This is a genomic window from Diaphorobacter sp. B2A2W2 (assembly GCF_056730635.1).
This window is the reverse complement of record NZ_JBWZOR010000002.1, coordinates 553,529-579,681: the sequence shown is the minus strand read 5'-3', so window position 1 is coordinate 579,681 and position 26,153 is coordinate 553,529. Positions and strand designations below refer to the sequence as shown.

At 69.7% G+C, this 26,153-nt stretch carries 20 protein-coding genes; 11 read left to right on the top strand and 9 right to left on the bottom strand.

Annotated features, from left to right (window positions below):
• Positions 1-57: 57 nt before the first annotated feature.
• Entirely contained in the window at positions 58-939 is an 882-nt protein-coding gene (locus tag AC1PPL_RS05985) for a DUF2242 domain-containing protein (protein WP_479972894.1), read from the bottom strand.
• Positions 940-1,130: 191 nt separating this feature from the next.
• Here AC1PPL_RS05985 and AC1PPL_RS05980 point away from each other — a divergent pair, with 191 nt between their 5' ends.
• Positions 1,131-1,529, top strand: coding sequence for an Hsp20/alpha crystallin family protein (locus tag AC1PPL_RS05980; protein ID WP_172207315.1), 399 nt, complete (start codon positions 1,131-1,133; stop codon positions 1,527-1,529).
• Positions 1,530-1,781: 252 nt separating this feature from the next.
• Here the strand turns inward: AC1PPL_RS05980 and AC1PPL_RS05975 are convergent, their stop codons facing one another.
• The 4 genes from AC1PPL_RS05975 to AC1PPL_RS05960 all read right to left on the bottom strand — a co-directional run bounded on the left by AC1PPL_RS05975 (position 1,782) and on the right by AC1PPL_RS05960 (position 6,652).
• The gene (locus AC1PPL_RS05975) at positions 1,782-2,987 is read right to left on the bottom strand and encodes an ABC transporter permease (RefSeq protein ID WP_187148620.1); all 1,206 of its coding nucleotides are present in this window, start codon (positions 2,985-2,987) and stop codon (positions 1,782-1,784) included.
• Positions 2,987-3,757, bottom strand: a complete 771-nt coding sequence (locus AC1PPL_RS05970; protein WP_252102393.1) for an ABC transporter ATP-binding protein — start codon at positions 3,755-3,757, stop codon at positions 2,987-2,989. The genes AC1PPL_RS05975 and AC1PPL_RS05970 overlap by 1 nt, the downstream gene beginning before the upstream one ends.
• Positions 3,754-5,154: an efflux RND transporter periplasmic adaptor subunit gene (locus tag AC1PPL_RS05965; RefSeq protein ID WP_123676059.1), complete on the bottom strand. Its 1,401-nt coding sequence runs from the start codon at positions 5,152-5,154 to the stop codon at positions 3,754-3,756. The genes AC1PPL_RS05970 and AC1PPL_RS05965 overlap by 4 nt, the downstream gene beginning before the upstream one ends.
• A 70-nt stretch (positions 5,155-5,224) precedes the next feature.
• A complete protein-coding gene (locus AC1PPL_RS05960; RefSeq protein ID WP_479972893.1) occupies positions 5,225-6,652 on the bottom strand; it encodes an efflux transporter outer membrane subunit in 1,428 nt (475 codons plus the stop codon).
• 158 nt (positions 6,653-6,810) lie between these two features.
• Here AC1PPL_RS05960 and AC1PPL_RS05955 point away from each other — a divergent pair, with 158 nt between their 5' ends.
• On the top strand, positions 6,811-8,262 hold the full coding sequence (locus AC1PPL_RS05955; protein WP_479972892.1) for an aldehyde dehydrogenase: 1,452 nt from the start codon (positions 6,811-6,813) through the stop codon (positions 8,260-8,262).
• Between the two features lie 68 nt (positions 8,263-8,330).
• Here AC1PPL_RS05955 and tsaD read toward each other — a convergent pair whose 3' ends face one another.
• Positions 8,331-9,380, bottom strand: coding sequence for a tRNA (adenosine(37)-N6)-threonylcarbamoyltransferase complex transferase subunit TsaD (gene tsaD / locus AC1PPL_RS05950; RefSeq protein ID WP_479972891.1), 1,050 nt, complete (start codon positions 9,378-9,380; stop codon positions 8,331-8,333).
• 77 nt (positions 9,381-9,457) lie between these two features.
• Entirely contained in the window at positions 9,458-10,636 is a 1,179-nt protein-coding gene (locus tag AC1PPL_RS05945; RefSeq protein WP_376738311.1) for a branched-chain amino acid ABC transporter substrate-binding protein, read from the bottom strand.
• Positions 10,637-10,778: 142 nt separating this feature from the next.
• Here AC1PPL_RS05945 and AC1PPL_RS05940 point away from each other — a divergent pair, with 142 nt between their 5' ends.
• The 4 genes from AC1PPL_RS05940 (at position 10,779) to AC1PPL_RS05925 (ending at position 14,750) form a co-directional block, all read left to right on the top strand.
• Entirely contained in the window at positions 10,779-11,399 is a 621-nt protein-coding gene (locus AC1PPL_RS05940; RefSeq protein WP_011805986.1) for an ANTAR domain-containing response regulator, read from the top strand.
• A 331-nt stretch (positions 11,400-11,730) separates the two neighbouring features.
• Entirely contained in the window at positions 11,731-12,975 is a 1,245-nt protein-coding gene (locus tag AC1PPL_RS05935) for a CmpA/NrtA family ABC transporter substrate-binding protein (RefSeq protein ID WP_011805987.1), read from the top strand.
• Positions 12,976-13,008: 33 nt separating this feature from the next.
• Positions 13,009-13,950, top strand: a complete 942-nt coding sequence (ntrB, locus tag AC1PPL_RS05930) for a nitrate ABC transporter permease (RefSeq protein ID WP_479972890.1) — start codon at positions 13,009-13,011, stop codon at positions 13,948-13,950.
• Complete coding sequence (locus AC1PPL_RS05925) at positions 13,947-14,750, top strand: ABC transporter ATP-binding protein (protein WP_479972889.1); 804 nt, start codon at positions 13,947-13,949, stop codon at positions 14,748-14,750. The genes ntrB and AC1PPL_RS05925 overlap by 4 nt, the downstream gene beginning before the upstream one ends.
• Before the next feature lie 176 nt (positions 14,751-14,926).
• Here the strand turns inward: AC1PPL_RS05925 and AC1PPL_RS05920 are convergent, their stop codons facing one another.
• Both AC1PPL_RS05920 and AC1PPL_RS05915 read right to left on the bottom strand, forming a co-directional pair.
• Complete coding sequence (locus AC1PPL_RS05920) at positions 14,927-15,364, bottom strand: CBS domain-containing protein (RefSeq protein ID WP_011805990.1); 438 nt, start codon at positions 15,362-15,364, stop codon at positions 14,927-14,929.
• 179 nt (positions 15,365-15,543) lie between these two features.
• Positions 15,544-16,212, bottom strand: a complete 669-nt coding sequence (locus AC1PPL_RS05915) for a DUF937 domain-containing protein (RefSeq protein ID WP_015913729.1) — start codon at positions 16,210-16,212, stop codon at positions 15,544-15,546.
• A 376-nt stretch (positions 16,213-16,588) separates the two neighbouring features.
• Between AC1PPL_RS05915 and AC1PPL_RS05910 the strand changes: the two genes are divergently transcribed.
• From AC1PPL_RS05910 to nirD, 5 genes are all read left to right on the top strand, one after another.
• The gene (locus tag AC1PPL_RS05910; RefSeq protein WP_479972888.1) at positions 16,589-17,929 is read left to right on the top strand and encodes an efflux RND transporter periplasmic adaptor subunit; all 1,341 of its coding nucleotides are present in this window, start codon (positions 16,589-16,591) and stop codon (positions 17,927-17,929) included.
• A gap of 18 nt (positions 17,930-17,947) precedes the next feature.
• Complete coding sequence (locus AC1PPL_RS05905) at positions 17,948-21,115, top strand: efflux RND transporter permease subunit (protein WP_479972887.1); 3,168 nt, start codon at positions 17,948-17,950, stop codon at positions 21,113-21,115.
• Entirely contained in the window at positions 21,112-22,698 is a 1,587-nt protein-coding gene (locus tag AC1PPL_RS05900) for an efflux transporter outer membrane subunit (protein WP_479972886.1), read from the top strand. The genes AC1PPL_RS05905 and AC1PPL_RS05900 overlap by 4 nt, the downstream gene beginning before the upstream one ends.
• 488 nt (positions 22,699-23,186) lie before the next feature.
• Positions 23,187-25,652 (top strand): nitrite reductase large subunit NirB, encoded by a 2,466-nt coding sequence (gene nirB, locus AC1PPL_RS05895; RefSeq protein ID WP_479972885.1) that lies wholly within the window; start codon positions 23,187-23,189, stop codon positions 25,650-25,652.
• Between the two features lie 76 nt (positions 25,653-25,728).
• Positions 25,729-26,115, top strand: a complete 387-nt coding sequence (nirD, locus tag AC1PPL_RS05890; protein WP_135148577.1) for a nitrite reductase small subunit NirD — start codon at positions 25,729-25,731, stop codon at positions 26,113-26,115.
• Positions 26,116-26,153 lie beyond the last annotated feature (38 nt).

Below are 26,153 nucleotides of genomic sequence, written 5' to 3'. Positions count from 1 at the left end.
GACACAAGCAGGAAAAGATGGCAGCGCAGCGGCGCGCTGGCTCACGAAGAATGGAATTCACTGGGCCATGAGCTGCTGGATGCCCTGCGGCGCCGCGCCGTCAGGTGCACCGTCGGATGCGCCGGCCGGCTGCGATTCTGGCGCTGGCTGAGGGGCTTGCGCGGACGCCTGCGTGCGCGGCTGCTCCCAGGCTGGAACCCGGGGCGCGGGGGTGCTGGACTCTGCAGCCGGGCTGGCGGTGGTGGCTGCAGCAGCGGCAGGCGGCTGCGCCGCAACGGTCGCGGCGACCGCAGCGTGCGGCACGGCTTCGCGCTCGTGCAGGGCTGGCTTGGCCGCCACCGTCGGCGTGGCCGGCACCACGGGCGCCGCGCGCACGAACTGCTCGAAGAGCTGGAAAAACCGCTCGTAGAACTGCGGATCGGCGATGGTCTCGCTGCCCACCTTCACCAGCGTGTCGTCGATCGCCGTGACGGGCAGCGACACCGAGCCGATGCCACCGACGCCAAGCGACGCCGAGTTGTTGATCTTCTTGATCACGTAGCGGTCCTGCAGCGCGCTGGCAAAGGCCGACGTACGCACGTCGCCCTGCCCTTCGGATGCGCAGACCACGCGCATCTCCACGACGTAGTGCACGTCGGTGTGGGGCTGGTAGTACTTGCGGCCCGCCACCGTGTCGCTGGAGGCCACGTGCACCATGTAGCCCTGGCTCAGCAGCGCCCGCCGGGCCGCCTCGCAGGTGCTGGCCTGCGGCGCCGCCATGTGGCGCGTGTGCATGCCGGCGGTATCGAAGTCGTTGGGCGAGAACTGCAGGTTGCGGTCCAGGCCGGGCATGGTGTCGGGAATGTGGGCGCAGCCAGCCAGCAGGGCACAGGCCACCAGGCCCAGCCGGCAGCCCAGGGAAGCGAAGGGGGAAAGGCGTGGGAATCGAGACACGGGCATCAGCTAGAAAAATCCGCAGCAGGGCCGCATTGTGAAGCCTGAGCGATGTCCCTCCCGCGCGCGCTCGTTGTAACCCATTGCAAGGCGACGTTCCATCCGCGCGGTGGGGCACTCTTGAAAAACACCGCACGCAAACACATGTGCGGTCCATGCGGCCAACCCGTGCCGCGTCTGACCCAGGAGCCACCGACATGATTTTCGCCCCCGTGATCCGCCACGCCACCTATGTCGCACCGCGCGTGGGAGACGCCGCCCTGCAACGCTTCCTGCACCACACACTAACTGCCCCCGCCGCCGCGCCGCACGATGCACGCGCCACAGGCGTGAACGTGCAGCAGGACGACAAGGCCATCACCGTGCAGCTGGACGTGCCAGGCCTGTCGCGCGAGCAACTCGCGGTCACGATCGAAGGCAACCAAGTGCGCGTCGCCAGCGCCGAAGGTGCGCCCCGGCGCGTGCAGCGTGCATGGGAGTTGGCGCAGGACATCGACCCGCAGGCCAGCACGGCGCGACTGGAACATGGCGTGCTCACCCTGGTACTGGCCAAGAAGCCGCCGCAGAGCAGCGCCGTTCGACTGGCCATCGACTGACAAGACGCAGAGCGTCGCCTGATTCCAGGGCGGCCGGGCGGCCTCCCTTTTGCTATGTTTTATATAGCTACTGCCGCTTGTCGGATGGGCGCCACCGCCCATTTTTAACCTAATCCTCTTCCAGGGCACGCCACAGCGAGACTCCGACTAAACCGTCAGCGTTCGACGCAGGCCGGGCCTTGTCTCGGCTTGTCCAGTCCGGCGCCTGGCCGCATCGAACGCCGCGGCCGCGTGCGGCCCCATCGCAGCGCCTCACTCGTGGCGCAGCGCCTCAATGGGGTCCAGCCGCGCGGCGCGGCGGGCCGGGAAGTAGCCGAACAGCACCCCGATGCCCGCCGAGAACACGAACGACAGCAGGTTCACGCCCGCGTGGAACACATAGGGGATGCCCATCACCTGCGCCAGCGCAATCGACGCGCCCGTGGCCAGCACGATGCCGATGAGACCGCCCAAAGCAGCCAGCACCACGGCCTCGATGAGGAACTGCATCAGCACCTCGCGCTCCAGCGCGCCGATGGCCAGGCGCAGGCCGATCTCGCGCGTACGCTCGGTCACGCTCACCAGCATGATGTTCATGATGCCGATGCCGCCCACCAGCAGGCTCACGGCCGCCACCGCGCCCAGCAGCGTGGTCATCACGCGCGTGGTGCCCGAGAAGGTGTCGGCCAGTTGCTTGGTGTCCAGCACGTTGAAGTTGTCATCGTCGGTGTCGGCCAGCTTGCGGCGTTCGCGCAGCAACTCGGTCAGGCTGGCCTTCACGCGCTCGGGGTCGCTGCCATCCTTCATGGACACCAGCAGCGTCGGCACGCGCGTGGAGCCCGTCACGCGGCGCTGCAGCGTCTTGAGCGGCAGCAGCACCAGATCGTCCTGGTCGTTGCCGAAGGCGCCCTGCCCCTTGGAGGCCAGCACGCCCACCACCTCGCACGAAAACTGGCGCACGCGCACGCGCTCACCCAGCGCATCGCCGCCGGCGAACAACTCCCGCCGCACCGTCTGGCCGATCAGGCACACGGCAGCGCCCACGCGCAGCTCGTCGGTGGTGAATTCGCGCCCGCTTTCCAGCGTCCAGTTGCCGGTCTGCAGCCAGGCATTGGTGCTGCCCATGACGCTGGTGGCCCAGTTACGCCCGTTGGCCACCACGGTGGCGCTGGTGCGCGCCTCGGGCGCCACGGCCAGAATGCCGCCGATCTGCTGCGCGATGGCCTCGGCATCCACATCCTTGAACGAGGGTGCGCCGCCACTGCCGCCGGGGCCCAGCCGCTGGCCAGGACGCACTTGCAGCAGGTTGGTGCCCAGGCTGGAGATCTGCGCCTGCACCGCCAGCGTGGCGCCGTTGCCCAGCGTGACCATGGTGATCACCGCGCTCACGCCGATCACGATGCCCAGCACGGTGAGAAAGGACCGCATCAGGTTGCGCCGTATCGAGCGCAGCGCCTGCAGCAGAGAGTTGAGCAGCATCATGGCGCCACCTCCCCCGTGCCTGCACTTGCAGGCGCTTCCCGGGGCACCTGCGCATGCGGGTGCGGATTGCGCTCGTCGCTTTCGATGCGCCCGTCCACGAAGCGCACGATGCGCCGCGCGTACTGCGCCATGTCGGGCTCGTGCGTGACCATGAGCACGGTGATGCCCTGCTCGGTGTTCAGGCGCCACAGCAGTTCCATGATCTCGCGGCTGCGCTGCGTGTCCAGGTTGCCCGTGGGTTCGTCTGCCAGCAGCACCGTAGGCTCGGTGACGATGGCGCGCGCAATCGCCACGCGCTGCTGTTGCCCGCCGGACAGCTCGGCCGGTGTGTGGTGCTCCCAGCCCTTGAGGCCCACGGCGTCCAGGGCGCGGGCCGCAGCCGCATGGCGCGCGGCCGTGCTCTCGCCCCGGTACAGCAGCGGCAGCTCCACGTTCTCCTGCGCCGAGGTACGCGCCAGCAGGTTGAAGCCCTGGAACACGAAGCCCAGGAAGCGCCGCCGCAGCCGCGCACGGTCGTCGCGCGACAGCGAGTGCACCGGCAGCCCGCGAAACAGGTAGGTGCCTGCGGTGGGCCGGTCCAGGCAGCCCAGCACGTTCATGGCCGTGGATTTGCCCGAGCCGCTGGGGCCCATGATGGCCACGAAGTCGCCGCTGTCGATGTCCAGGTCCACGCCCTTGAGCGCCTGGAAGGCCAGCGCGCCCTCGCCGTACACCTTGGTGATGCCGCGCAGGCGGATCAGCGGCTGCGCATCGGCGGGCGCAATCATGGCTTCGCCCCGCTCGCAAGCTGGTCGGTGATGACCTGCATGCCCGGCTGCAGCTCGTCGCTCTCCACCTCGGTGACGCGGCCGTCGCTGATGCCGGTCTTCACGCGCACGGGCTTGGGCGTGCCGTCCTGCAGCACCCACACCTGGCGCTGGGGGCCGTCGCCGCGGCTGCCGTCCGCGCCCGCGCTGCGCCGCTGGCCCGAGGGGCGTGGCATGCGCGGCATCAGCTGGGACATGATGCCGCCGCTGCCGCCCGCGCTTGCGCCAGAGCTGCCCTGTGCACCGGGCCGGCCTGCCTGCGGGGCTTCCCCCGCCGCGCCCGCGGGCTTGAAGCGCAGGGCCGTGTTGGGCACGGTAAGCACGTCATTGCGCTCGGTGGAGGTGATGGTGGCCGCGGCCGTCATGCCGGGGCGCAGGCTCAGATCGCCGTTATCCACCTCCAGGTAGGTGATGTAGGTGACCACGTTGTCGGTCTTGGTGGAGCCGAAGGCCACGCGCGTGGTGCGCGCCGGGTAACGCCGCGAGGGGTAGGCGCTCACGGTGAAGGTGGCCTTCTGGCCCGGGCGCACCGAGCCCACGTCGGCCTCGTCCACGTTGACCTCCAGGCGCAGCTTGGTCAGGTCCTCGGCCAGGGTGAGCAGCGTCACCGCCTGCAGCGACGCAGCCACGGCATTGCCCGGCTCCACCGCGCGCGAGAGCACCACCCCGTCGATCGGCGATCGGATAGAGGCCTTGGTGACGTTGGTCTCGTCGGTGGCCAGCGCTGCGCGCGCATCTTGCACGCTGGCGCGCGCAGCGGCCTCGTCGGCCTGGGCGCGCTCGTAGGCGGCGCGGCCGGTGTCCAGCTCGGCCGCCGAAGGCACCTTGCCGCCGGACAGGCGGGCCACTTCCTCCAGGCGCGACAGGCTGGCGCGCGCCTCCTGCATGGTGGCCTGCGCCTGTGCCAGGCGCGCCTGCGCCGACGCGACCGAAGCGCGCGAGCGCAGCACCTGCGAGTCGAGCTTGGTGGTGTCCAGCTCCACCAGCACCTGGCCCTTCTTGACCTGGTCGTTCACGTCCACCAGCACGCGGCGCACGGTGCCCGAGAGTTCGCTGCCAATATTCACCGACCGCGTGGGCTGCAGCGTGCCGTTGGCCGCCACGGTGAGCGTGATCTGCCCCCGCTGCACCTCCTGCGTGACATAGCGCGGCGCCGCTTGGGCGCGCTGGCGGTCCTGCCAGTACCACCAGCCGCCGGCAGCGGCGGCCAGCACCAGCACGGCCAGCCACAGGGTGATGCTCTGCCACCAGCGCCGGCGCAGGCCGTCGCCCAGCAGGGCCTGCAGGCGCTGCGGGGCCGCCGCGGCGGCATGGGAAGCGGGGGCGCTGGAAGAGCTTGGGGATTCTTGGTCGGTCATGGTTCTTGCCTGGGAAGGCGCCGCGTCGGCGGCAGCGCCGGGTCATTCAGCAGGTTTTTTGGGGGGCCGCTCAGGGTGCGGGCCAGCCGCCTCCCAGCGCCTTGTACAGGCGCACATGGTCGGTACTCACGCTGGCAGCCGTACTGGCCACGCTGTCCTGCGCGGACAGCAGCATGCGTTGGGTGTCCAGCACGGTCTGGAAGTCCACCAGCCCGCTCGCATACTGGTTCTGCGCCAACAGCGCCGCGTTGCCCGCAGCCTCGGCCGCGGCGGACAGGCGCTGCAGTCGGTCACGGTCGCCCTGCAGCGCGACGAGCGCATCTTCCACATCCTTGAGCGCGCCGAGCACCGATTCCTCGTAGCCCACCTGCGCCTGCTGCAGCGCAGCCTCCTGCGCGCGCACCTGAGCACGCAGCGCCCCGCCATCAAACACCGGCAGCGACACGCTGGACAGCAGCGACGCCACCGTGGCGCCCCCACCCGTGAGCGCGCCCAGCGTGAGGGCGCGCAGGCCCAGCGTTCCGCTGATGCGCAGGCTGGGCATGCGCTGCGCCTCGGCCTGGGCGACGCGCTCCCAGGCGGCGCGCACGCGCTGCTCGGCCTGGCGCACGTCGGGGCGCTGGCGCAGCGTGTCTGCGGGGAAGGCCAGCGCCAGGTCCGCTGGCGGTTGGGGCACGGGCGCGTGCGCGGACAGGGCCTCGTCCAGCGCCGCGGGCGGCTGGCCGGTGAGCACCGCCAGCGCATGCCGCGCCTGCGCGATGCCCGCCTGCAGCGTGGGCACCTGGGCGGCGGTCTGCTCCACGGCGGCGCGGGCCTGCTCGGCCGCCAGCGAACTGGCCAGCCCCGCCTGCACACGCCATTGGACGATCTGCGCAGTTTCGCTCTGCGCCGCCAGGTTCTGCTGGGCAATCTGCAGGCGCTGCTGCTGGCTGCGCAGGCTGATGTAGTTCACCGCCACCTCGGCGGCCAATGCCACCTGGGCGGCGGCCACGCCCTCCTCGGCGGCCAGCAGGTCGGCCTCGCTGGCGCGCACGCCGCTGGACAGGCGGCCGAACAGGTCGGGCTCCCAGCTCGCGTCCAGTCCCGCCTGGAAAGTGTTGCCGGTGCTGCCATTGCTGCGGCTGCGCTGGGCGGAGCCCGATGCGTTCACGGAAGGCAGCAGGCCGGCGGCCTGCACGTCGCGCTGGGCACGCGCCTGCTCCACGGCGGCGCGTGCGCTGCGCATGCTGGTGTGCGACTGCAGCGCGCGTTCCACCAGGCCGGTGAGCTGCGCATCGCCCAGTTGCCGCCACCACTGTGCCAGGTCTTGCGGGGTCGCGGCGGCGCCAGCCTGCACTGCCGCCTGGCCGGCCCAGGCGGCGAGAGTGGCCACCGCCCCCTCCAGCGCGGGAGGCGGCCGCGTGGCGCAACCGGCCAGCACCAGGGCGGCCAGCAAGGCCAGTGGCGCCGAAGCGCGCGGGCGACGGCGGGAGCGAGAAGGAAGCGCTGCGGCAAACATGAGGGCAATTGTTACAGCGCTCCTTGTCAGCGCCACCAGCGGCAGATGAACTTTTGTAAAGAAAACCGGAGAACCCGTGGCGTGGCACGCTGCTACCCTTGCGTGCCAAACGCCCGGGTGGCCTCGCCGCCGTGGCCGCCCCTCGCAAAGGAGTTCCCATGCCCCCTCTTCCCCTGCTGATCGACGGCGCGCCGCGGCCCGCCTCGGACGGCGCCACCTTCGAGCGCCGCAACCCGCTGGATGGCCGCATTGCCACCACGGCCGCTGCGGCTACGCCCGAAGACGCCGTGGCCGCCGTGCAGGCGGCCGCCCAGGCCTTTCCCGCGTGGGCCGCGCTGGGCCCCGCCGCGCGACGCGACCTGCTGCAGCGCGCCGCGCAGGCCCTCACGGCGCGCGCCGATGCCTTCGCCGCCACCATGGCGGCCGAGACCGGCGCCTCTGCTGCCTGGGCCGGCTTCAACGTGCACCTGGCCGCCAACCTGCTGCAGGAGGCCGCCGCCCTCACCACGCAGATCGCCGGCGAGGTGATCCCGTCCGACATGCCGGGCAGCCTGGCCATGGGCGTGCGCCAGCCCGCCGGCGTGGTGCTGGGCATGGCGCCGTGGAATGCGCCGGTCATCCTGGGGGTGCGCGCCATTGCCACGCCGCTGGCGTGCGGCAACACGGTGGTGTTCAAGGGCTCGGAAACCTGCCCGGCCACCCACCGCCTCATTGCCGAGGCGCTGCACGACGCCGGCCTGCCCGCGGGCGTGGTGAACTTCATCACCCATGCGCCCGGCGATGCGGCCGACGTGGTGGAGGCCATGGTGGCCCACCCAGCCGTGCGCCGCGTGAACTTCACGGGCTCCACCAAGGTGGGGCGGCTGGTCGCGCAAACCTGCGCACGCCACCTCAAACCCGTGGTGCTGGAGCTGGGCGGCAAGGCCCCGCTGGTGGTGCTGGACGATGCCGACGTGGATGCCGCCGTGAACGCCGCCGTGTTTGGCGCGTTCGCCAATTCGGGGCAGATCTGCATGTCCACGGAGCGCCTGGTGGTGGACGAGGCTGTGGCCGATGCGTTCGTGCACCAACTGGCCGAACGCGCCCGTGCCCTGCCGCTGGGCGACCCGCGCCAGGGCCCCGTGGTGCTGGGCCCGGTGGTGGACATGGCCACCGTGCAGCGCTGCAATGCGCTGATCGACGACGCGCTGGGCCAGGGCGCGACGCTGGTGTGCGGCGGCAAAAGCGACACCCCGCTGATGCCCGCCACGCTGCTGGACCGGGTGACGCCCGCCATGCGCATCTACCACGAGGAGACCTTTGCCCCGGTCAAGGCGATCGTGCGGGTGCGCGGCGTGGAGCAAGCCATCGCCACCGCGAACGACACCACCTACGGCCTGTCGGCCGCCGTGTTCGGGCGCGACGTGGCGCGCGCCTGGAACGTGGCCGCACGCATCGAGTCCGGCATCTGCCATGTGAACGGCCCCACGGTGCACGACGAGCCACAGATGCCCTTTGGCGGCGTGAAGCAGTCGGGCTGGGGACGCTTTGGCGGCATGGCGGGCGTGCGCGAGTTCACGGAACTGCGGTGGATCACGGTGCAGACCGCCCCGCGCCACTACCCGTTTTAGCTGCTATCAAAAATGTGAGCTACCAGCGCTTTATGGACAAGCGCTGGAGCCTATTTTGATCAATATCTTCAGGCCGCGAGCGTGATGGCGTCCAGCGGCCAGCGCGGCTTCACGTCGAAGGCGTAATCGCGGTTGGGCTGCTGCTGCCCGGCCTGCAGGCGCATGGCCGCGGCCATGGCGATCATGGCGCCGTTGTCGGTACACAGGTGCAACTCGGGGTAGTGCACACGCACCTTGGCTTGCGCGCAGGCCACGTTGAGCTGCGCACGCAAATGCCGGTTGGCGCCCACGCCGCCGGCCACCACCACGCGCTTGAGCCCTGTTTTCTGAAGGGCAGCCAGCGTCTTCTTGACCAGCACCTCGACGATGGCGGCCTCGGTGCTCGCGGCCAGGTCGGCCTTGCGCGCGGGCAGCTCGTCGCCCAGCTTCTTGGCCTGGGTCAGCACGGCGGTCTTGAGTCCCGCGAACGAGAAATCCAGGTCGCCGCTGTGCAGCAGCGGGCGCGGCAGTTTGAACGCGGTGGCGCTGCCCTGCTCGGCCAGGCGCGACAGCGCCGGCCCTCCGGGATAGCCCAGGCCCATGAGCTTGGCCGACTTGTCGAAGGCCTCGCCCGCCGCGTCGTCGATGGTCTCGCCCAGGATCTCGTAGCGCCCCACGCCCTCCACGCGCATGAGCTGCGTGTGCCCGCCCGACACCAGCAAGGCGACGAACGGGAATTCGGGTGGGTCGCTGCTCAGGAACGGCGACAGCAGATGGCCTTCGAGGTGGTGCACGCCCAGCACGGGCTTGTCCAGCGCAGCGCCCAGCGCGCAGGCCACGCCCGCGCCCACCAGCAGCGCACCCGCCAGGCCCGGCCCGCGCGTGTAGGCCACCACGTCCACATCCTCCAGGCGCTCGCCCGATTCGCGCAGCACCTCGCGGGTCAGCGGCAGCACGCGGCGGATGTGGTCGCGGCTGGCCAGCTCGGGCACCACGCCGCCATAGGCCTGGTGCATGTCGATCTGGCTGTGCAGCGCATGCGCCAGCAGCACGGGCACGGCGCCGCCCTCGCCGGCGCGCACCAGGGCCACGCCGGTTTCGTCACAGGAAGATTCGATACCGAGGATCAGCTGACTCATGCCCGCGAGTGTAGTGGCCGCCCCCCGCGCCCGCCGGGCCGGGGGCAATCGCACGCCCGCGCATGCCCGACCTGCGGCTACCAGCGGTCGGAGCGCATGCGCAGCTCCCACTGGCCCTTGCGCAGCTCGTACACGCCCACGGCGCCGTAGCGCAGCTCGCCCTGACCGTCCCAGGCCATGGTGCCGGTGACGGGGGCGTAGCCGTTGATGCCGCGCAGCGCGCGTGTGATGTCGGCGGGCGCGGCGGAGCCGGCCTTCTTGATCGCCTCGCTGACCACGTACACGGCGTCGTAGGTGTAGTGGCCGCCATAGGCCGGGGGCTTCTGGAAGGCGGCGATGTACTTCTCCAGGAACTGGCGGCCGGTGGTGAACTCGGCCACGTCCAGCACCGGCGAGGTGGCGTAGATCCCGTCGATCACGCCCATGCCCTTGGCCATGTCGGCCGTCTTCACCAGGTCGCCGCCCAGCAGCGCCACACGGCTGTGGCCCAGCTTCTGCAGTTCCTGCAGCAGCGCCAGCGCCTGGAAGTCGTTGAGCATGCAGACGATGACGCGCACCTGCGCCTCCTTGAGCCGGGCCGCCAGTTCGGCAAAGGCCACGGTCTTGTCGTCGAAGCTCTGGCGCACGGCGATGTGCTTTTTGGCCGCCAGCAACTGCGCGGCCGCGCCCTCGGCCAGTCCCTTGCCGTAGGGCGAGCCGTCGTCGACCACCGCGTAGGCATCGGCGTTGAGCTGCGCGGCCGCGAACGCGCCGATGGCGCGCGCCTGCAGGTTGTCGTTGGCGACGATGCGGAAGGTGGTGGCCAGCCCCAGCTGCGTGATGCGCGGGTTGGTGGAGATGATGAGCTGCGGCACCTCCTTGGCGGCATAGATGGGCGCGGTCTCCAGGCTCACGCCCGAGTTCAGGTGTCCGATGACGGCCACCACGCCCGATTCCAGCAGCTGCTGCGCAGCCGCCTTGCCCGAAGCGGCGTCCGCGCGGTCGTCCTGCGCCACCACCTCCAGCGTCACGCGCTTGCCGTCCACGTTCAGGCCGGATCGGTTGATCTCGTCCACCGCCAGCTTCACGCCATTGAGCAGATCCTGCCCCAGACCCGCCAAGGGGCCGGACAAGGGCTGCGCCACACCGATCTTGATGGTGTCCGGCACCTTGCTGCATCCCGTGATCCACCCTCCCACCCCCAGCGCCGCCAGCCCCAGGCTGGCGGAAAAACCGCGTCGTTTGATTCCCTGCTGCACAGTCGACTCCTCTCTCATTCATGTGGATATGTGACAGGATGTTCGCGAAAGGATGCCGCCCGCGCCAGGGGGATTGCCCGCGGCCCCAACCGGGGCGTTTCGGCAATCTTCCACAACGCATCGGGGCGGGTGTGGCGTATTTCTTGCTGGCGCCTGCGGCATGACTGAACAACTGCGGATCGTGGTGGTGGCGCCGGACCTGGCGGCCGACGGCGACGCGCATGCGGCGCTGCAGGCCGAGCGTTCGCGCGCGTTGCGCATCGGGCTGCTGGAGAACGGCTTCAACCTCGTGGCCACGCTGCCGGGCGATATGTTCCTGGGCGAGCGCCTGGCCCAGTTGCAGCCCGACCTGGTGATCGTGGACGCCGAAAGCGAGGCGCGCGACGCGCTGGAGCATGTGGTGATGGCCACGCGCGAGGCGCCCCGCCCCATCGTCATGTTCACCAACGACGAGGACACGCGCCACGTGAAGGACGCGCTGGCCGCGGGCGTGACGGCCTACATCGTCGCGGGCCTGGCACCGCAGCGCATCCGCCCCATCCTGGAGGTGGCGCTGGCCCGCTTTGCCCACGAACAGGCGCTGCGCACCGAACTGGCGCAGGCACGCACCGCCCTGCACGAGCGCAAGACCATCGACCGCGCCAAGGGCCTGCTGATGCAGCGCCAGGGCCTGACCGAGCAGCAGGCCTACGAGCGGCTGCGCCGCGCCGCCATGGACCGCGGCCTGCGCCTGGCCGAGGTGGCGCAGCGCATGCTGGACGCGGCCGATTTGCTGGGTTGATGCGCCGGTTTGTGCATTGCACAAATGCGGTGCATCCGATGCCGCGCCACACGGCGATGAAGTATTCAAACAAAACAGACCTGAAACGCCCGACCATCAAGCGCAAACAGCTATCAAAATGAAAGCAACCCCAAAGATGGCACACCGCTTGCAACAGGCCCGGTGACCACCGCTGGTCACGCACCAGGCCCGTCCAACGGCGGAAGGGCCGGGCTCCCAGGACAAAGGCGTCCCCACCCGCTCGGACAGCGCACATGCGCCGGCCGCGCGGCGTGAGGACGCCTTTTTCCGTTGCTGCACTGCTTTTTTGACGACCCCAAAGGACTCTTGCATGACCGATCTGCTCCACACCCGAATCCCCCGACGCACCGTGCTGCAGGCGGCCACCGTGGGCGCCGTGGGCGTGAGCCCCGCGCTGCGTGCCCTGGTGCACGCCCAGGGCTCGGACGCCCCCGAGAAGAAAGAGGTGCGCATCGGCTTCATCCCCCTCACCGACTGCGCCAGCGTGGTCATGGCATCGGTGCTGGGCATCGACCAGAAGTACGGCGTGAAGATCATCCCCACCAAGGAGGCCAGCTGGGCCGGCGTGCGCGACAAGCTGGTCAACGGCGAGCTGGACTTCGCCCATGTGCTCTACGGCCTGGTCTACGGCGTGCATCTGGGCGTGGGCGGCCCCAAGAAGGACATGGCCGTGCTGATGACGCTCAACCACAACGGCCAGGCCATCACGCTGTCGCGCAAGCTGGCCGACAAGGGGGCCGTCAACGGCGCAGGCCTGGCCCAGCTGATGGCCAAGGAACGGCGCGAGTACACCTTTGCGCAGACCTTCCCCACCGGCACGCATGCGATGTGGCTGTACTACTGGCTGGCCGCGCACGGTATCCACCCCCTGAAGGACGCCAAGGTCATCACCGTACCGCCCCCGCAGATGGTGGCCAACATGCGCGTGGGCAACATGGACGGCTTCTGCGTGGGCGAGCCCTGGAACCACCGCGCCATCATGGACGGCATCGGCATCACGGCCACCACCACGCAGGCGATCTGGAAGGACCACCCCGAAAAGGTGCTGGGCACGACCGCCGACTTCGTGCAGAAGTACCCCAACACCGCGCGCGCCGTGACGGCCGCCATCCTGGAGGCCAGCCGCTGGATCGACGAAAGCCTGGCCCACAAGAACCAGATGGCCGAGACCATCGCCGGCAAGGCCTACGTGAACACCAGCGTGGACGCCATCAACCAGCGCATCCTGGGGCGCTACCAGGACGGCCTGGGCAAGACCTGGGACGACCCCGACCACATGAAGTTCTATGGCGGCGGCGCGGTGAACTTCCCCTACCTGTCCGACGGCATGTGGTTCCTGACCCAGCACAAGCGCTGGGGCCTGCTCAAGGACCACCCGGACTACCTGGGCGTGGCCAAGGCCATCAACCGCACCGACGTGTACCGCCAAGCCGCCACGGCCGCGAAGGCCCCCCTGCCCGCGAGCGACATGCGCAGCCACAAGCTGGTGGATGGCGTGGTCTGGGACGGCAAGGACCCCGCGAAGTACGCCGACGGTTTCAAGCTCAAGGCCTGACGCCCCGATCGCCCCACCCCCACAGGAGAAACCATGGTCAGTGCCGTCTTTCACAGCCCGCTGGAGCCGCAAGCGCCGGCCGGCGCGTCCGATGCTTCCAAATCGATAGCTGCCAGCGCCCACCCCACAAGCGCTGCAGGCCCAAAAGCCTCAGAGCCAGCCAGCCCACCCCCGCGCAGCGACGCGCGCCAGCGCTGGAACGCCCTCTGGCTGGCCGTGCTGCCGCCGCTGTGCGGCGTGGGCCTGCTGCTGGGCCTGTGGGCGGTGGTCTCCGCCACCACGGGCCAGAGCATTCCCGGCCCGCTGCAGACCTGGGCGCAGGCGGTGGAGATCTTCAGCGACCCGTTCTACCGCAACGGCCCCAACGACCAGGGCGTGGGCTGGAACGTGCTGGCCAGCCTGCAGCGCGTGGCCGTGGGCTTTGGCCTGGCCGCGCTGGTGGGCATACCGGCGGGCTTCGTGATCGGGCGCTTCGCGTTCCTCTCGCGCATGTGCAACCCGGTCATTAGCCTGCTGCGGCCCGTCTCGCCGCTGGCGTGGCTGCCCATCGGCCTGCTGGTGTTCAAGGGCGCCAACCCGGCCGCCATCTGGACGATCTTCATCTGCTCCATCTGGCCCATGGTCATCAACACCGCCGTGGGTGTGCAACGCGTGCCGCAGGACTACATGAACGTGGCGCGCGTGCTCAACCTGAGCGAATGGAAGATCGCCACCACCATCCTGTTCCCGGCGGTGCTGCCCTACATGCTGACCGGCGTGCGCCTGGCCGTAGGCACGGCCTGGCTGGTGATCGTGGCGGCCGAGATGCTCACCGGCGGCGTGGGCATCGGCTTCTGGGTGTGGGACGAGTGGAACAACCTGAACGTCACCAACATCCTGGTGGCCATCTTCGTCATCGGCGGCGTGGGCCTGCTGCTGGAATGGGCGCTGGTCCGGCTGGCCACGGCCTTCACGTTCGAGGAGGTGCAATCATGAGCGACGCAAAATTCCTGCAGATCCAGGGGGTCGAGCAGACCTTCCGCACCGCCAAGGGCGTGTTTCCCGCGCTGCGCGGCATCGACCTGGCCATCGCCCGGGGCGAATTCGTGGCACTGATCGGCCACTCGGGCTGCGGCAAAAGCACGCTGCTGAACCTGATCGCGGGCCTGACCACGCCCACCGCCGGCGCGCTGATCTGCGCCGGGCGCGAGATCAAGGGCCCCGGTCCCGAGCGCGCGGTGGTGTTCCAGAACCACTCGCTGCTGCCCTGGCTGACCTGCGAAGGCAACGTGCACCTGGCCGTGGAACGCGTGTTCGGCGCGCGCGAGTCCAAGGGCCGGCTGAAGGAGCGCACCCACGCCGCGCTGGAACTGGTGGGCCTGGCCCATGCCGCGCACAAGCGCCCCGGCGAGATATCGGGCGGCATGAAGCAGCGCGTGGGCATCGCACGCGCACTGTCGATGGAGCCCCAGGTGCTGCTGATGGACGAGCCCTTCGGCGCGCTGGACGCGCTCACGCGCGCACGGCTGCAGGACGAGCTGCTGGAGATCGTGGCGCGCACGCGCAGCACCGTGGTCATGGTCACGCACGACGTGGACGAGGCCGTGCTGCTGTCCGACCGCATCGTGATGCTCACCAACGGCCCCGCCGCCACCATTGGCGAGGTGTTGGACGTGGACATTGCACGCCCGCGCAACCGGGTGGCGCTGGCGGAGGATGCGCGGTACCTGCAGTGCCGCAAGGCGGTGATCGACTTTCTCTACACGCGGCAGGGGCACGTGGAGAGAGCGGCTTGAGGGTTTTTTGGCTCTAGCGCTTGCTGGGTAAGCGCTAGCAGCTATTGTTTTTGATCATTTGCCCTTGGGTTTCATGCCGCTGGCCGGGGCGAGTCCCGGCCAGCGACGAAGAAACTCACACCGCAAGGCTTCACAGAGCCCGCGCCCCGCTCAGCACAGGCCCGCCCGGAACACCGTCACCGCACCCCGGTGATGTAAAGCTCCATCTGCTCGATGATGAACTGCTGCTCCGAAATCACGCTCTTGACCAGGTCGCCGATGGACACCAGCCCCACCACGCGCCCGCCCTCCACCACAGGAAGGTGCCGCAGCCGGTTTTCCGTCATCAGCGCCATGCACTGCTCGGCGCTCTGCGCGGGCCGCACGAAGCGCACCGCACGCGTCATCACCTCGCTCACCGGGGTGTCGCCCGACGAGCGGCCCAACAGCACCATCTTGCGGGCGTAGTCGCGCTCGGTGAAGATGCCCGCGATCTGATCGCCTTCCATCACCAGCAGCGCGCCGATGCCCTTGTCGGCCATGCGCCGCAACGCGGTGAGCACGGTGTCCGAAGGTTCGACGGCATGGACCTGCCCATCGGCTTTGGTTCTGAGGATTTCTGCAACAGTCGTCATGGCTGCCTCCCTGGCTGTGGATGGAACGAAACCGAACACGCGCCCACAGTGTCCGCCGAACCAGGGCGGGCGCGCAACCGGGTTCAAAATTTGTTGCAACCAGGTGGTCGCAGCGCCCACGGGCCGGGCGAGTGCAGCTATGCTTTTGGAAGCTGCAGGCGCGGCCTGAGCCGCTGCGCTCAGCGCCGCCCACCCAGCAGGCTGCCGCCGATCTTGAACAGGTCGCCCAGGCCCACCTGGCCGTCGCCGTCCTGGTCCAGCAGGCTGCCCAGCAGATCGCCGCCGGGCGCGCCCGTGCGCTGCACCTGGGCGCGCTCCTGGCCCAGCACCTGCCCCAGGCCACCCGCGTCCAGTCCGTCGCTGCGCACCCGTTGCGCCAGGAACGCCATGACGATGGGCGCCAGCATCTGCAGCAGTTGGCCGGCGTTCGCCCCCAGTCCGCTGGCCTGGCCCAGGCCGGCTTCGGCCCTCTCGCGGCCGCCGCCGAAGATATGGCCCAGGATGGCGCCCGCGTCGCCGCCCTGCCCGGCGCCGCCGGCCATGCCGCCGCCCAGCACCGACCCCAGCAGCCCGCCCAGGTCCAGGCCGCCGATGCCCTGCGCCGCAGGGGCCGCGGCGTCCATGTGGTCGCGCTGCAGCGCCCCCAGCAGCGACTGCGCACCCTGCGGCCCCTCGGCGTTGCGCCCCAGGGCGCCCAGCAGCAGCGGCAGGGCCATCTCCACGGCGCTTTGCGTCTGGGCGGTGTCGGTGCCCAGGCGCTGGGCCATCTGCTGCAGCGGCGCCCCCTGCAGGTGCTGCAAAAGCTGCTGGGTCAGCAGCGGGGTCGATGCGGAAGTGGAAGTGTTCATGGCAGGCAACTCCTTCAGGCGGTGGTGCGCGGCCACGGCAGCCGCGTCAGGCGTACATGGTAGGCGCTGCACGGCTTCGCTGCATGACGGTCGCTATCATTTACATAGCTTTAGGTGCTGAACACCCAAGCCCCAAGCGCCGATTTAAAGCGCCAGCAGCTGACCCCCACATCCTGCCGGCGGGGGCTCTGCGGCGCGCGACGCCCTTTGGCAATGCCTTGTAAAGAAGCATGAAGAATCGCTGCTACCACGGCAGCCTTGCCGTCAATGTGCGAAAGTGCAACGCTTGCCTGCAGAGCGGAGCGCCCTGCGACGCCCTTCCAGGCCCCGCTTTCCTGCTCTGCGCCACCCTTTCCAGACCTTGCGCCTTCGCCCCATGATCCACGCGACGACACCCGCGCCCATTGAGCGCCCCGCCCGCGCCCCCCGTCTTTCCGCTTCACCCGCTTTTTCCCCCTCGTGCACCTCTGCGGCTCGTCACGGCGCGCTTGCGCAGCGGCTGGCTGGCCTGGCCCTGGCGTTGGGCCTGGCGGCCTGTGGCGGCAAGGACGCGCCAGCCACCGAGCCACAGGGCCCCGCCGCCGTGGGCGTGGTCACTCTGCAAACGCGCGCGCAGCAACTGGACGCCACCTTGCCCGGCCGCACCCGTGCCTACCTGACCGCCGAGGTGCGCCCCCAGGTCTCGGGCATCGTGCAGCAGCGCCTGTTCACCGAGGGCGCGCTGGTGCGCAAGGGCCAGCCGTTGTACCAGATCGACGACCGCCCGCTGCGCGCCACCGAGGCCAGCGCCGAGGCCACCCTGGCCCGCGCCGAGGCCACGGCGCGCACGCAGGAGGCGAATGCGCGCCGCAATGCCGAACTGGTCAAGATCGACGCCATCAGCCGCCAGGCCTATGACGAAAGCCAGGCCGCGGCCGCGCAGGCCCGCGCCGACGTGGGCGTGGCCCGCGCCAACCTGGAGACGGCGCGCATCAACCTGCGCTACAGCCGCATCGAGGCGCCCATCGCCGGACGCATCAGCCTGTCCAGCGTCACCCCTGGCGCGCTGGTGACGGCCAACCAGGCCAATGCGCTCACCACCATCGTGCAGATGGACCCGATGTACGTGGACTTCACCCAGTCCAGCACCGAGCTGGTACAGCTCAAGCGCGACTGGGAGGCCGGCCGCTATCAGAAGGTGGACGGCAACCAGATGCGCGTGCGCATCCGGCTGGACGACGGCAGCGACTACCCGCACGAAGGCCGGCTGCAGTTCGCGGGCGTGATCGTCAACGACACCACGGGCACGGTGACGCTGCGCGCCGTGGTGCCCAACCCCGACGGCGTGCTCATGCCCGGCATGTACGTGCAGGCGCTGCTGCCCACGGGCCTGGCCAGCGACGCGCTGCTGATCCCGCAGCAGTCCGTGAACCGCGACCTGACGGGCCGCGCCAGCGTGCTGGTGGTCAACGCCGACAACGTGGTCGAGAAACGCCCCGTGGAACTGGCGCGCGCCCTGGGCAACCGCTGGCTGGTGGACAGCGGCCTGCAACCCGGCGAGCGCCTGGTGGTGGATGGCTTTCAACGCATCAAGCCCGGTGACAAGGTGGCACCCCAGGTGGTGGACCTGAACACCAAGAAGGGCCCGGCCGCCGCGGCGCCAGCACCCGCCGCCAGCGCCACCCCCGCGGCGGGCCAGAGCGTGGACATCACCGCCCGCCCCGGCGCATCCCGCTGAGCACGAGGTCAGGCGCACATGGCCCAGTTCTTCATCAACCGCCCCATCTTCGCGTGGGTGCTGTCCATCATCATCATGCTGGCGGGCGGCCTGGCGATCTTCACGCTGCCGCTGGAGCAGTACCCCGACATCGCGCCGCCGCGCGTGACCATCTCCGCGCAGTACACGGGCGCCTCGGCCGAGACCGTGGAAAACTCGGTCACGCAGATCATCGAGCAGCAGCTCAAGGGCATCGACAACATGATCTACATGGGCTCGACGTCGGATGCGTCGGGCCGCTCGGCCACCACCCTCACGTTTGCGCCGGGCACCAACATCGACGTGGCCCAGGTGCAGGTGCAGAACAAGCTGCAGTCGGCCATGAATCGCCTGCCCGATGCCGTGAAGAGCCGGGGCGTGTTCGTCAACAAGGGCGGCCAGGACTACCTGGTCACCTACAGCTTCTTCTCGGGCGACCCGAACATGAGCGCGGTGGACATCGGGGACTACCTGAACTCCAACCTCGTGGACGTGATCGGCCGCCTGGATGGCGTGGGCGACATCCGCGTGTTCGGCACCTTCTACGCCATGCGCCTGTGGATAGACCCGGCCAAGATGGAGAAATTCCAGCTCATGCCGTCGGACCTGATCAGCGCGCTGAACGCGCAGAACGCACAGGTCTCGGCCGGCCAGCTCGGCGCGCTGCCCGCCGTGCCCGACCAGCAGCTCAACGCCACCATCACCGCGCGCACCAAGCTGCAGACGGTGCAGGAGTTCGAGGACATCGTGCTCAAGACCGCCACCGACGGTTCGGTGGTCACGGTGAAGGACGTCGCGCGCGTGGAACTGGGCCCCGACAACCTGTCGGTCAAGGCCAAGCTCAACGGCCGCCCGGGCGCGGGCATGGGCATCGTGCTGGCCGACGGCGCCAACGCCATGGCGGTGTCGGACGCCGTGGCCGCCAAGCTGGCGGAGCTCAAGCCCTACTTCCCCAACCAGATCGACTACTTCGTCAGCTCCGACTCCACGCCCTTCGTGCGCGCCTCGATCCGCGAAGTGGCCACCGCGCTGGGCGAGGCCATGGTGCTGGTGGTGATCGTGATGTTCATCTTCCTGCAGAACTTCCGCGCCACGCTGATCCCTGCGATCGCCGTGCCAGTGGTGCTGCTGGGCACCTTCGGCGTGCTGGCCGCGGCGGGTTACTCGATCAACACGCTGACCATGTTCGCGCTGGTGCTGGCCATCGGCCTGCTGGTGGACGACGCCATCGTGGTGGTGGAGAACGTCGAGCGCGTGATGCACGAGTCGGGTCTCTCGCCCAAAGAGGCCACGCGCCACTCGATGCGCGAGATCACGCCCGCGCTGGTGGGCATCGGCCTCACGCTGTCGGCGGTGTTCGTGCCGATGGCGTTCTTCGGCGGCTCCACGGGGGTGATCTACCGGCAGTTCTCCATCACCATCGTGGCGGCGATGGCGCTGTCGGTGCTGGTGGCGCTCACGCTCACGCCGGCGCTGTGCGCCAGCATCCTCAAGCCGTCCGCCCACCTGGGCAAGGACCCGCAGGTGCGCCGCGGCCTGCTGGGGCTGAACGACCGCTTCTTCCTCTGGTTCAACCGCCACTTCGAGACCAACACGCTGCGCTACCAGCGCGGCGTGGGCTGGATGCTGCACCGCGCCAAGCGCATGCTGCTGATCTTTGCCGCTATCTGCCTGGCCGTGTGGTGGATCATCGGCCGCGTGCCGACGGCCTTCCTGCCCGATGAAGACCAGGGCTACATCCTGGCCAATGTCAACCTGCCCGCTGGAGCCACCGACGCGCGACTGCAGGACGTGCTGGACCAGGTGAATCTGTACTTCAAGGACGTGCCCGAGGTCATCAGCTTCAACCAGGTCTCGGGCCTGAACGGCGACCAGAGCTCGGCGCGCGCATTCATCCGCCTCAAGCCCTGGGACCAGCGGCCGCTGGCCAGCCAGTCCGCGGCGGCCATCGCCCACCGCGCCACCCAGGAGCTGGCCAAGATCCGCGACGCGCGCATCTTCGTGTCGCAACCGCCGGCCGTGCGCGGCCTGGGCTCCAACGCGGGCTTCAACTTCATGCTCAAGGACATCAACGGCCTGGGGCACGAGGCGCTGCTGGCCGCCAAGGACCGGTTCCTGGCCGAGGCGCGCAAGCACCCCGAGCTGACCAACCTGCGCACCACCAACCTGGACGACGCCACCGAGCTGCGCCTGGACATCGACGACCGCAAGGCCGCCGCGCTGGGCCTGAGCTACGACGCCATCAACAGCGTGCTCTCCAGCGGCATGGGCGGCACCTACGTGAACGACTTTCTGAACAACGGCCGCGTCAAGCGCGTCTACATCCAGGGCGACGCGCCGCACCGCATGCTGCCGCAGGACATCGGCAAGTGGACCGTGCGCAACAAGAACGGCGAGATGGTGCCGTTCGGCGCCTTCTCCAAGGCCCACTGGGCTTATGGCTCGCCGCAGCTCATGCGCTACAACGGCGCGCCCGCCTACGAGATGGTGGGCAGCGCCGCGCCGGGCGTCAGCTCGGGCGTGGCCATGAAGATCGTGGAGGACATCCTGAAGGGCCTGCCGCCCGGCATTGCGTACGAATGGACGGGCGCCTCGCTGCAGGAGCGCCAATCCGGCGCGCAGGCGCCGCTGCTGTACGCCATCTCGATCCTGTTCGTGTTCCTGTGCCTGGCCGCGCTGTACGAGAGCTGGACCGTACCCCTGTCGGTGATGCTGGCCGTGCCGCTGGGCGTGCTGGGCGCGCTGCTGGCGACCTGGACGCGGGGCCTGGCCAACGACGTGTACTTCCAGGTCGGCCTGATCACCACGGTGGGCCTGGCCTCCAAGAACGCCATCCTGATCGTCGAGTTTGCCGTGCAGTTGCAGGAACAGGGCCGCAAGCTGCTGGATGCCACGCTGGAAGCCGTGCGCATGCGCCTGCGCCCCATCCTCATGACATCGCTGGCCTTCGGCTTCGGCGTGGTGCCGCTGGCCCTGGGCACGGGCGCCGGCGCAGGCGGGCGCAACGCCATCGGCACGGCCGTGCTGGGCGGCACCGTGGCCTCCACGGTGCTTGGCATCTTCATGGTGCCGGTGTTTTTCCTGCTGATCCGCAGCTGGTTCAAGAGCCGCTCGCGCCAGGAAGACGCGACCCAGCCTGCCCCCATCCATCCGGAGAGTGCCGCATGACGCCCCCCCATCCCTTCACGCCTGTGACCGCCGCCCTGGCCTGCGCCCTGCTGGCCGGCTGCAACTTGGCGCCACGCTACGAAGCGCCGCCGCTGCCCGTGCCGGACACGGTGGCATCGCCCCTGCCCCAGCCACCGACCGCCGGCGCCGTGGCGCTGCCGGACGGCGGCCCCATGGCCTGGCAAGACTTCGTGCAGGACGCCCGCCTGCGCACGGTGGTGGAACAGGCCCTGGCGAACAACCGCGACCTGCGCGTGGCGGTACTGGCCATCGACAAGGCCCGCGCGCAGTACGGCGTGGTGCAGGCCGACCGCTTTCCCACGGTGAACGCGGCCGGCGCGGGCAACCGCAGCCGCACCGCCGACGACCTGACCGCCGCGGGCCGCTCCAACACCACCAGCCAGTACAGCGCCACACTGGGCTTCAGCAGCTACGAGATCGACTTCTTCGGCCGCGTGCGCAACCTGAACGATGCCGCGCTGCAGGAGTTCCTGCGCGTGGCGGAGAACCGCCGCAGCGTGCAGCTCAGCCTGGTGGCCGAGGTGATCGGCGCCTGGCTCACGCTGGACGCCGACGCGCGCCGCCTGCAACTGGCACGCGAGACCCTGCGCACGCGCCAGCAGGCCCTGGAGCTCACGCAGCGCAGCCATGAACTGGGCGCCAGCTCGGGCCTGGTGCTGGCGCAGGCCCAGTCGGCGGCCGACACCGCACGCGTGGATGCGGCCGCCTTCGTCTCGCAGCTGGCGCGCAGCCGCAACGCCCTGGCCCTGCTGGTGGGATCGCCCGTGCCCCCAGCGTTGTTGCCCGCCAGCGTGGCCACCGTGGAAACGGCCATGCCGGTCACGGCCATGGCGGGCCCGGCCACGCCGGCAACCCAGCCCGCTCCCGGCACCGGTACTGCGGACAGTCCTGCCCCCCGGTCCCCCGTCCCCGCGCTGGCCGATCCCGCGGCGCCCGCAACGGCGCTGCTGGCCGTGCCTGCAGACGTTCCGTCCAGCGTGCTGCTGCGCCGCCCCGACGTGCGCGCGGCCGAGCATGCACTGCAGGGCGCCACGGCCAATATCGGCGCGGCACGCGCGGCGTTCTTTCCGTCGATCACGCTCACGGCCTCGGTGGGCACGGCCAGCAATGCGCTGTCGGGCCTGTTCGAGGGCGGCAACGGCACCTGGGCGTTCGCGCCGCAGATCCGCCTGCCGATCTTCGACGCCGGCCGCAACCAGGCCAACCTGCGCGTGGCCGAGGTGACGCGCGACACCGCCGTGGCCCAGTACGAGAAGGCCATCCAGACCGCCTTCGGCGAGGTGGCCGACGCGCTGGCCGAGCGCGCCACGCTCACCGAGCGCCTGCAGGCGCAGGGCTCGCTGGTGCAGGCCACACAGCGCACGCTGCAGCTGTCGGACGCACGCTTTCGCCTCGGTGCGGACAACTACCTCGCCGTGCTGGACGCGCAGCGCACGCTGTATGCCGCACAGCAGGCGCAGATCACGCTGCAATTGGCCGAGCAGGTCAACCGCGTGACGCTCTACAAGGTGCTGGGCGGCGCCTGGACGGCCCCAACACCACCGCCGGCAGGCGGCTCCTGATTCCATCGCTGGCAGCGCTTGAGGGGCAAGCGCTGGACGCTGTTTTTGTTCAATTGCGGTGCATCGGGCGCGCACGCAGGGGCCGTGCCACCGGCACAACATCCCCTACGAGGTCCGGGCGCAATCAGGACGCCAGCGCCCGCACCATCGCGCCGCCACTTGCACCACGGCGGTGCGCAGCCCGCCACGCCCGGCCACGTGCGCGATTGCTCCTGAAACCATAGCTGCTCGCGCTCACCCATCAAGCGCTAGCGGACTATTCAGCCCACCCCATGAGCGCACACCTCTCACCCCGCCGCACCCTGGCACGCCCATTGCATTGAAGCCAGCGCGGCCACGGTAGGCCGCAGCGCGTGCCCTCTCCAACGGCGGAGGCAGGGCTCGCGGGACGAAGGCGTCCCCACCCGCAACCAGGCCCCTGCCCGGTGCGGCGTGCGGACGCCTTTTTTGTTGATGTGGCTGCGCGGGGCATTCCCGCGGGGGAGACGATGGTGAAGCAATCCAGGCTGGTGATGGTGGGCAATGGCATGGCAGGCGTGCGCGCGCTGGAAGAGCTGCTTAAGATCGCGCCCGACCTCTACGACATCACGGTGTTCGGCGCCGAGCCGCACCCCAACTACAACCGCATCCTGCTGTCGCCCGTGCTGGCGGGCGAGCAGACGCTGGAGGAGATCGTCCTCAACGACTGGTCCTGGTATGCGGACCACCACATCACGCTGCACGCGGGGTGCACCGTGACGCATGTGGACCGCACGCGGCGCACCGTGCATGGCGTGGCGCAGGACGGGCGCACCGTCGAGGCGCCCTACGACCGGCTGATCCTCGCCACGGGCTCCAACCCGTTCATGCTGCCCATTCCGGGCCGTGAACTGCCCGGCGTGCTGGCCTACCGCGACATCGCGGACACGCAGGCCATGATCGACGCTGCCGCCAGCTACAAGCACGCCGTGGTCATCGGCGGCGGCCTGCTGGGCCTGGAGGCGGCCAACGGCCTCATGAAGCGCGGCATGCAGGTCACCGTGGTGCATGCGGGCGAGTGGCTCATGGAGCGCCAGCTTGACGACGTGGCGGGCAAGCTGCTGCAGCAGTCGCTGGCCGAGCGCGGCATGCAGTTCCTCATGCAGGCCCAAACGCAGGAACTGGTGGCCGGCGGCGACGGCCGCGTGGCCGCGGTACGCTTCAAGGACGGCAGCGAGGTGCCCGCCCAGCTCGTGGTGATGGCCGTGGGCATCCGCCCCAACACGGCCCTGGCCGAGCAGATGCACCTGCACGTCAACCGCGGCATCGTCGTCAGCGACACGCTGCAGACCGTGACCGACCCGCGCATCTACGCCGTGGGCGAATGCGCGGCGCACCGCGGCATCGCCTACGGGCTGGTGGCGCCGTTGTTCGAGCAGGGCAAGGTGCTGGCCAACCACCTGGCGGAATGGGGTATCGGGCGCTACCAGGGCTCGCTCACCTCCACCAAGCTCAAGGTCACGGGCATCGACCTGTTTTCCGCCGGCGACTTCCAGGGCGGCGAGGGCACGGAGGAGATCGTGCTCAGCGACCCGCATGCCGAGGGCGGCGGTGTGTACAAGAAGCTGGTGCTCAAGGACGACCGGCTCGTGGGCGCCTGCCTCTATGGCGACACGGTGGATGGCAGCTGGTACTTCAAGCTGCTGCGTGACGGCCGCAGCGTGGCCGACATCCGCGACCGGCTCATGTTCGGCGAATCGCACCTGGGCGACGCGGGCCATCAGGGCCAGAACAAGGCCGCCGCCATGGCCGACAGCGACGAGGTGTGCGGCTGCAACGGCGTGACCAAGGGCCAGATCTGCAAGGCCATCAAGGACAAGGGCCTGTTCACGCTGGACGAGGTGCGCAAGCACACCAAGGCCAGCGCCAGCTGCGGCTCGTGCACCGGGCTGGTGGAGCAGATCCTCATGGCCACCGCGGGCGGCGACTATTCCGCCACGCCCAAGACCAAGCCCGTGTGCGCCTGCACCGACCACGGCCACCAGGCCGTGCGCGAAGCCATCCGCACACACCGGCTGCTGACCGTAGACAGCGTGTTTCGCTTCCTGGAGTGGAAGACGCCCAATGGCTGCGCCACCTGCCGCCCGGCCGTGAACTACTACCTCATCAGCACTTGGCCCAAGGAGGCGCGGGACGATCCGCAAAGCCGCTTCATCAACGAGCGCAGCCACGCCAACATCCAGAAAGATGGCACCTACAGCGTGGTGCCGCGCATGTGGGGCGGCGAGACCAGTGCCGCCGAACTGCGCCGCATCGCCGACGTGGTGGACAAGTACCAGATCCCCACGGTGAAGGTCACGGGCGGCCAGCGCATCGACCTGCTGGGCGTGAAGAAGGAAGACCTGGTCAACGTCTGGCGCGACATCGGCATGCCCTGCGGCCACGCCTACGCCAAGGCACTGCGCACCGTGAAGACCTGCGTGGGCAGCGAGTGGTGCCGCATGGGCACGCAGGACAGCACGCAGCTCGGCAAGGACCTGGAGCACGCCTTCGTGGGCATGTACGCGCCGCACAAGGTCAAGTTCGCCGTCAGCGGCTGCCCGCGCAACTGCGCCGAGAGCGGGATCAAGGACGTGGGGATCATCGGCGTGGACTCGGGCTGGGAGATGTACGTGGCCGGCAACGGCGGCATCAAGACCGAGGTGGCGCAGTTCTTCACCAAGCTCAAGACCGCCGAGGAGGTGCTGGAGTACACGGGCGCCTTCATGCAGCTGTACCGCCTGGAGGGCTGGTACCTGGAGCGCACGGTGCATTTCGTCGCCCGCGTGGGACTGGACTACGTCAAGCGCCGCGTACTCCAAGATGCCCCCGGCCGCCAGGCGCTGTGGCGCGAGCTGCAGGACGCGCTGGCGGGCGAGCCCGACCCGTGGTTCGAGTTCGAGCCGGCTGCGGTGGACCGGCGCCAGTTCATCCCGATCACGCCGATCCCCGCATGAACGTTGGCATGAGTTTCAGTCAAAAGTGCCTGTCACGCCCTGCCAGCAAGCGCCAACAGCTCCTAAAGGAATAGCTATGACCACCTGGACCCCGATCTGCTCCCTGGACGACATCCCCGTGCTCGGCGCGCGCCGTGTGGCCCGCCCGCACGGCATGGACGTGGCCGTCTTCCGCAACGACGCCGGCGGCGTGTTCGCCCTGCTCGACCGCTGCCCCCACAAGGGCGGCCCCTTGAGCCAGGGCATCGTCTTCGGCAACAGCGTGGCCTGCCCGCTGCACAACTGGACCATCGGCCTGTGCGACGGCCAGGCCGCCGCCCCCGACGAAGGCTGCACGCCGCGCTTTCAGGTCAAGGTGGAAGCGGGCACCGTCTACCTGGACGCCCAGGAGCTGGCCCACCACGCCCTGGACCTGCAACGCCCGGTGGCCGGCCCCGCGCTGCGCTGCAAGGCTACCGCATAGCCCCAGGCCGAGCGCAGCGATGGCCCGAGTGGCTGCCC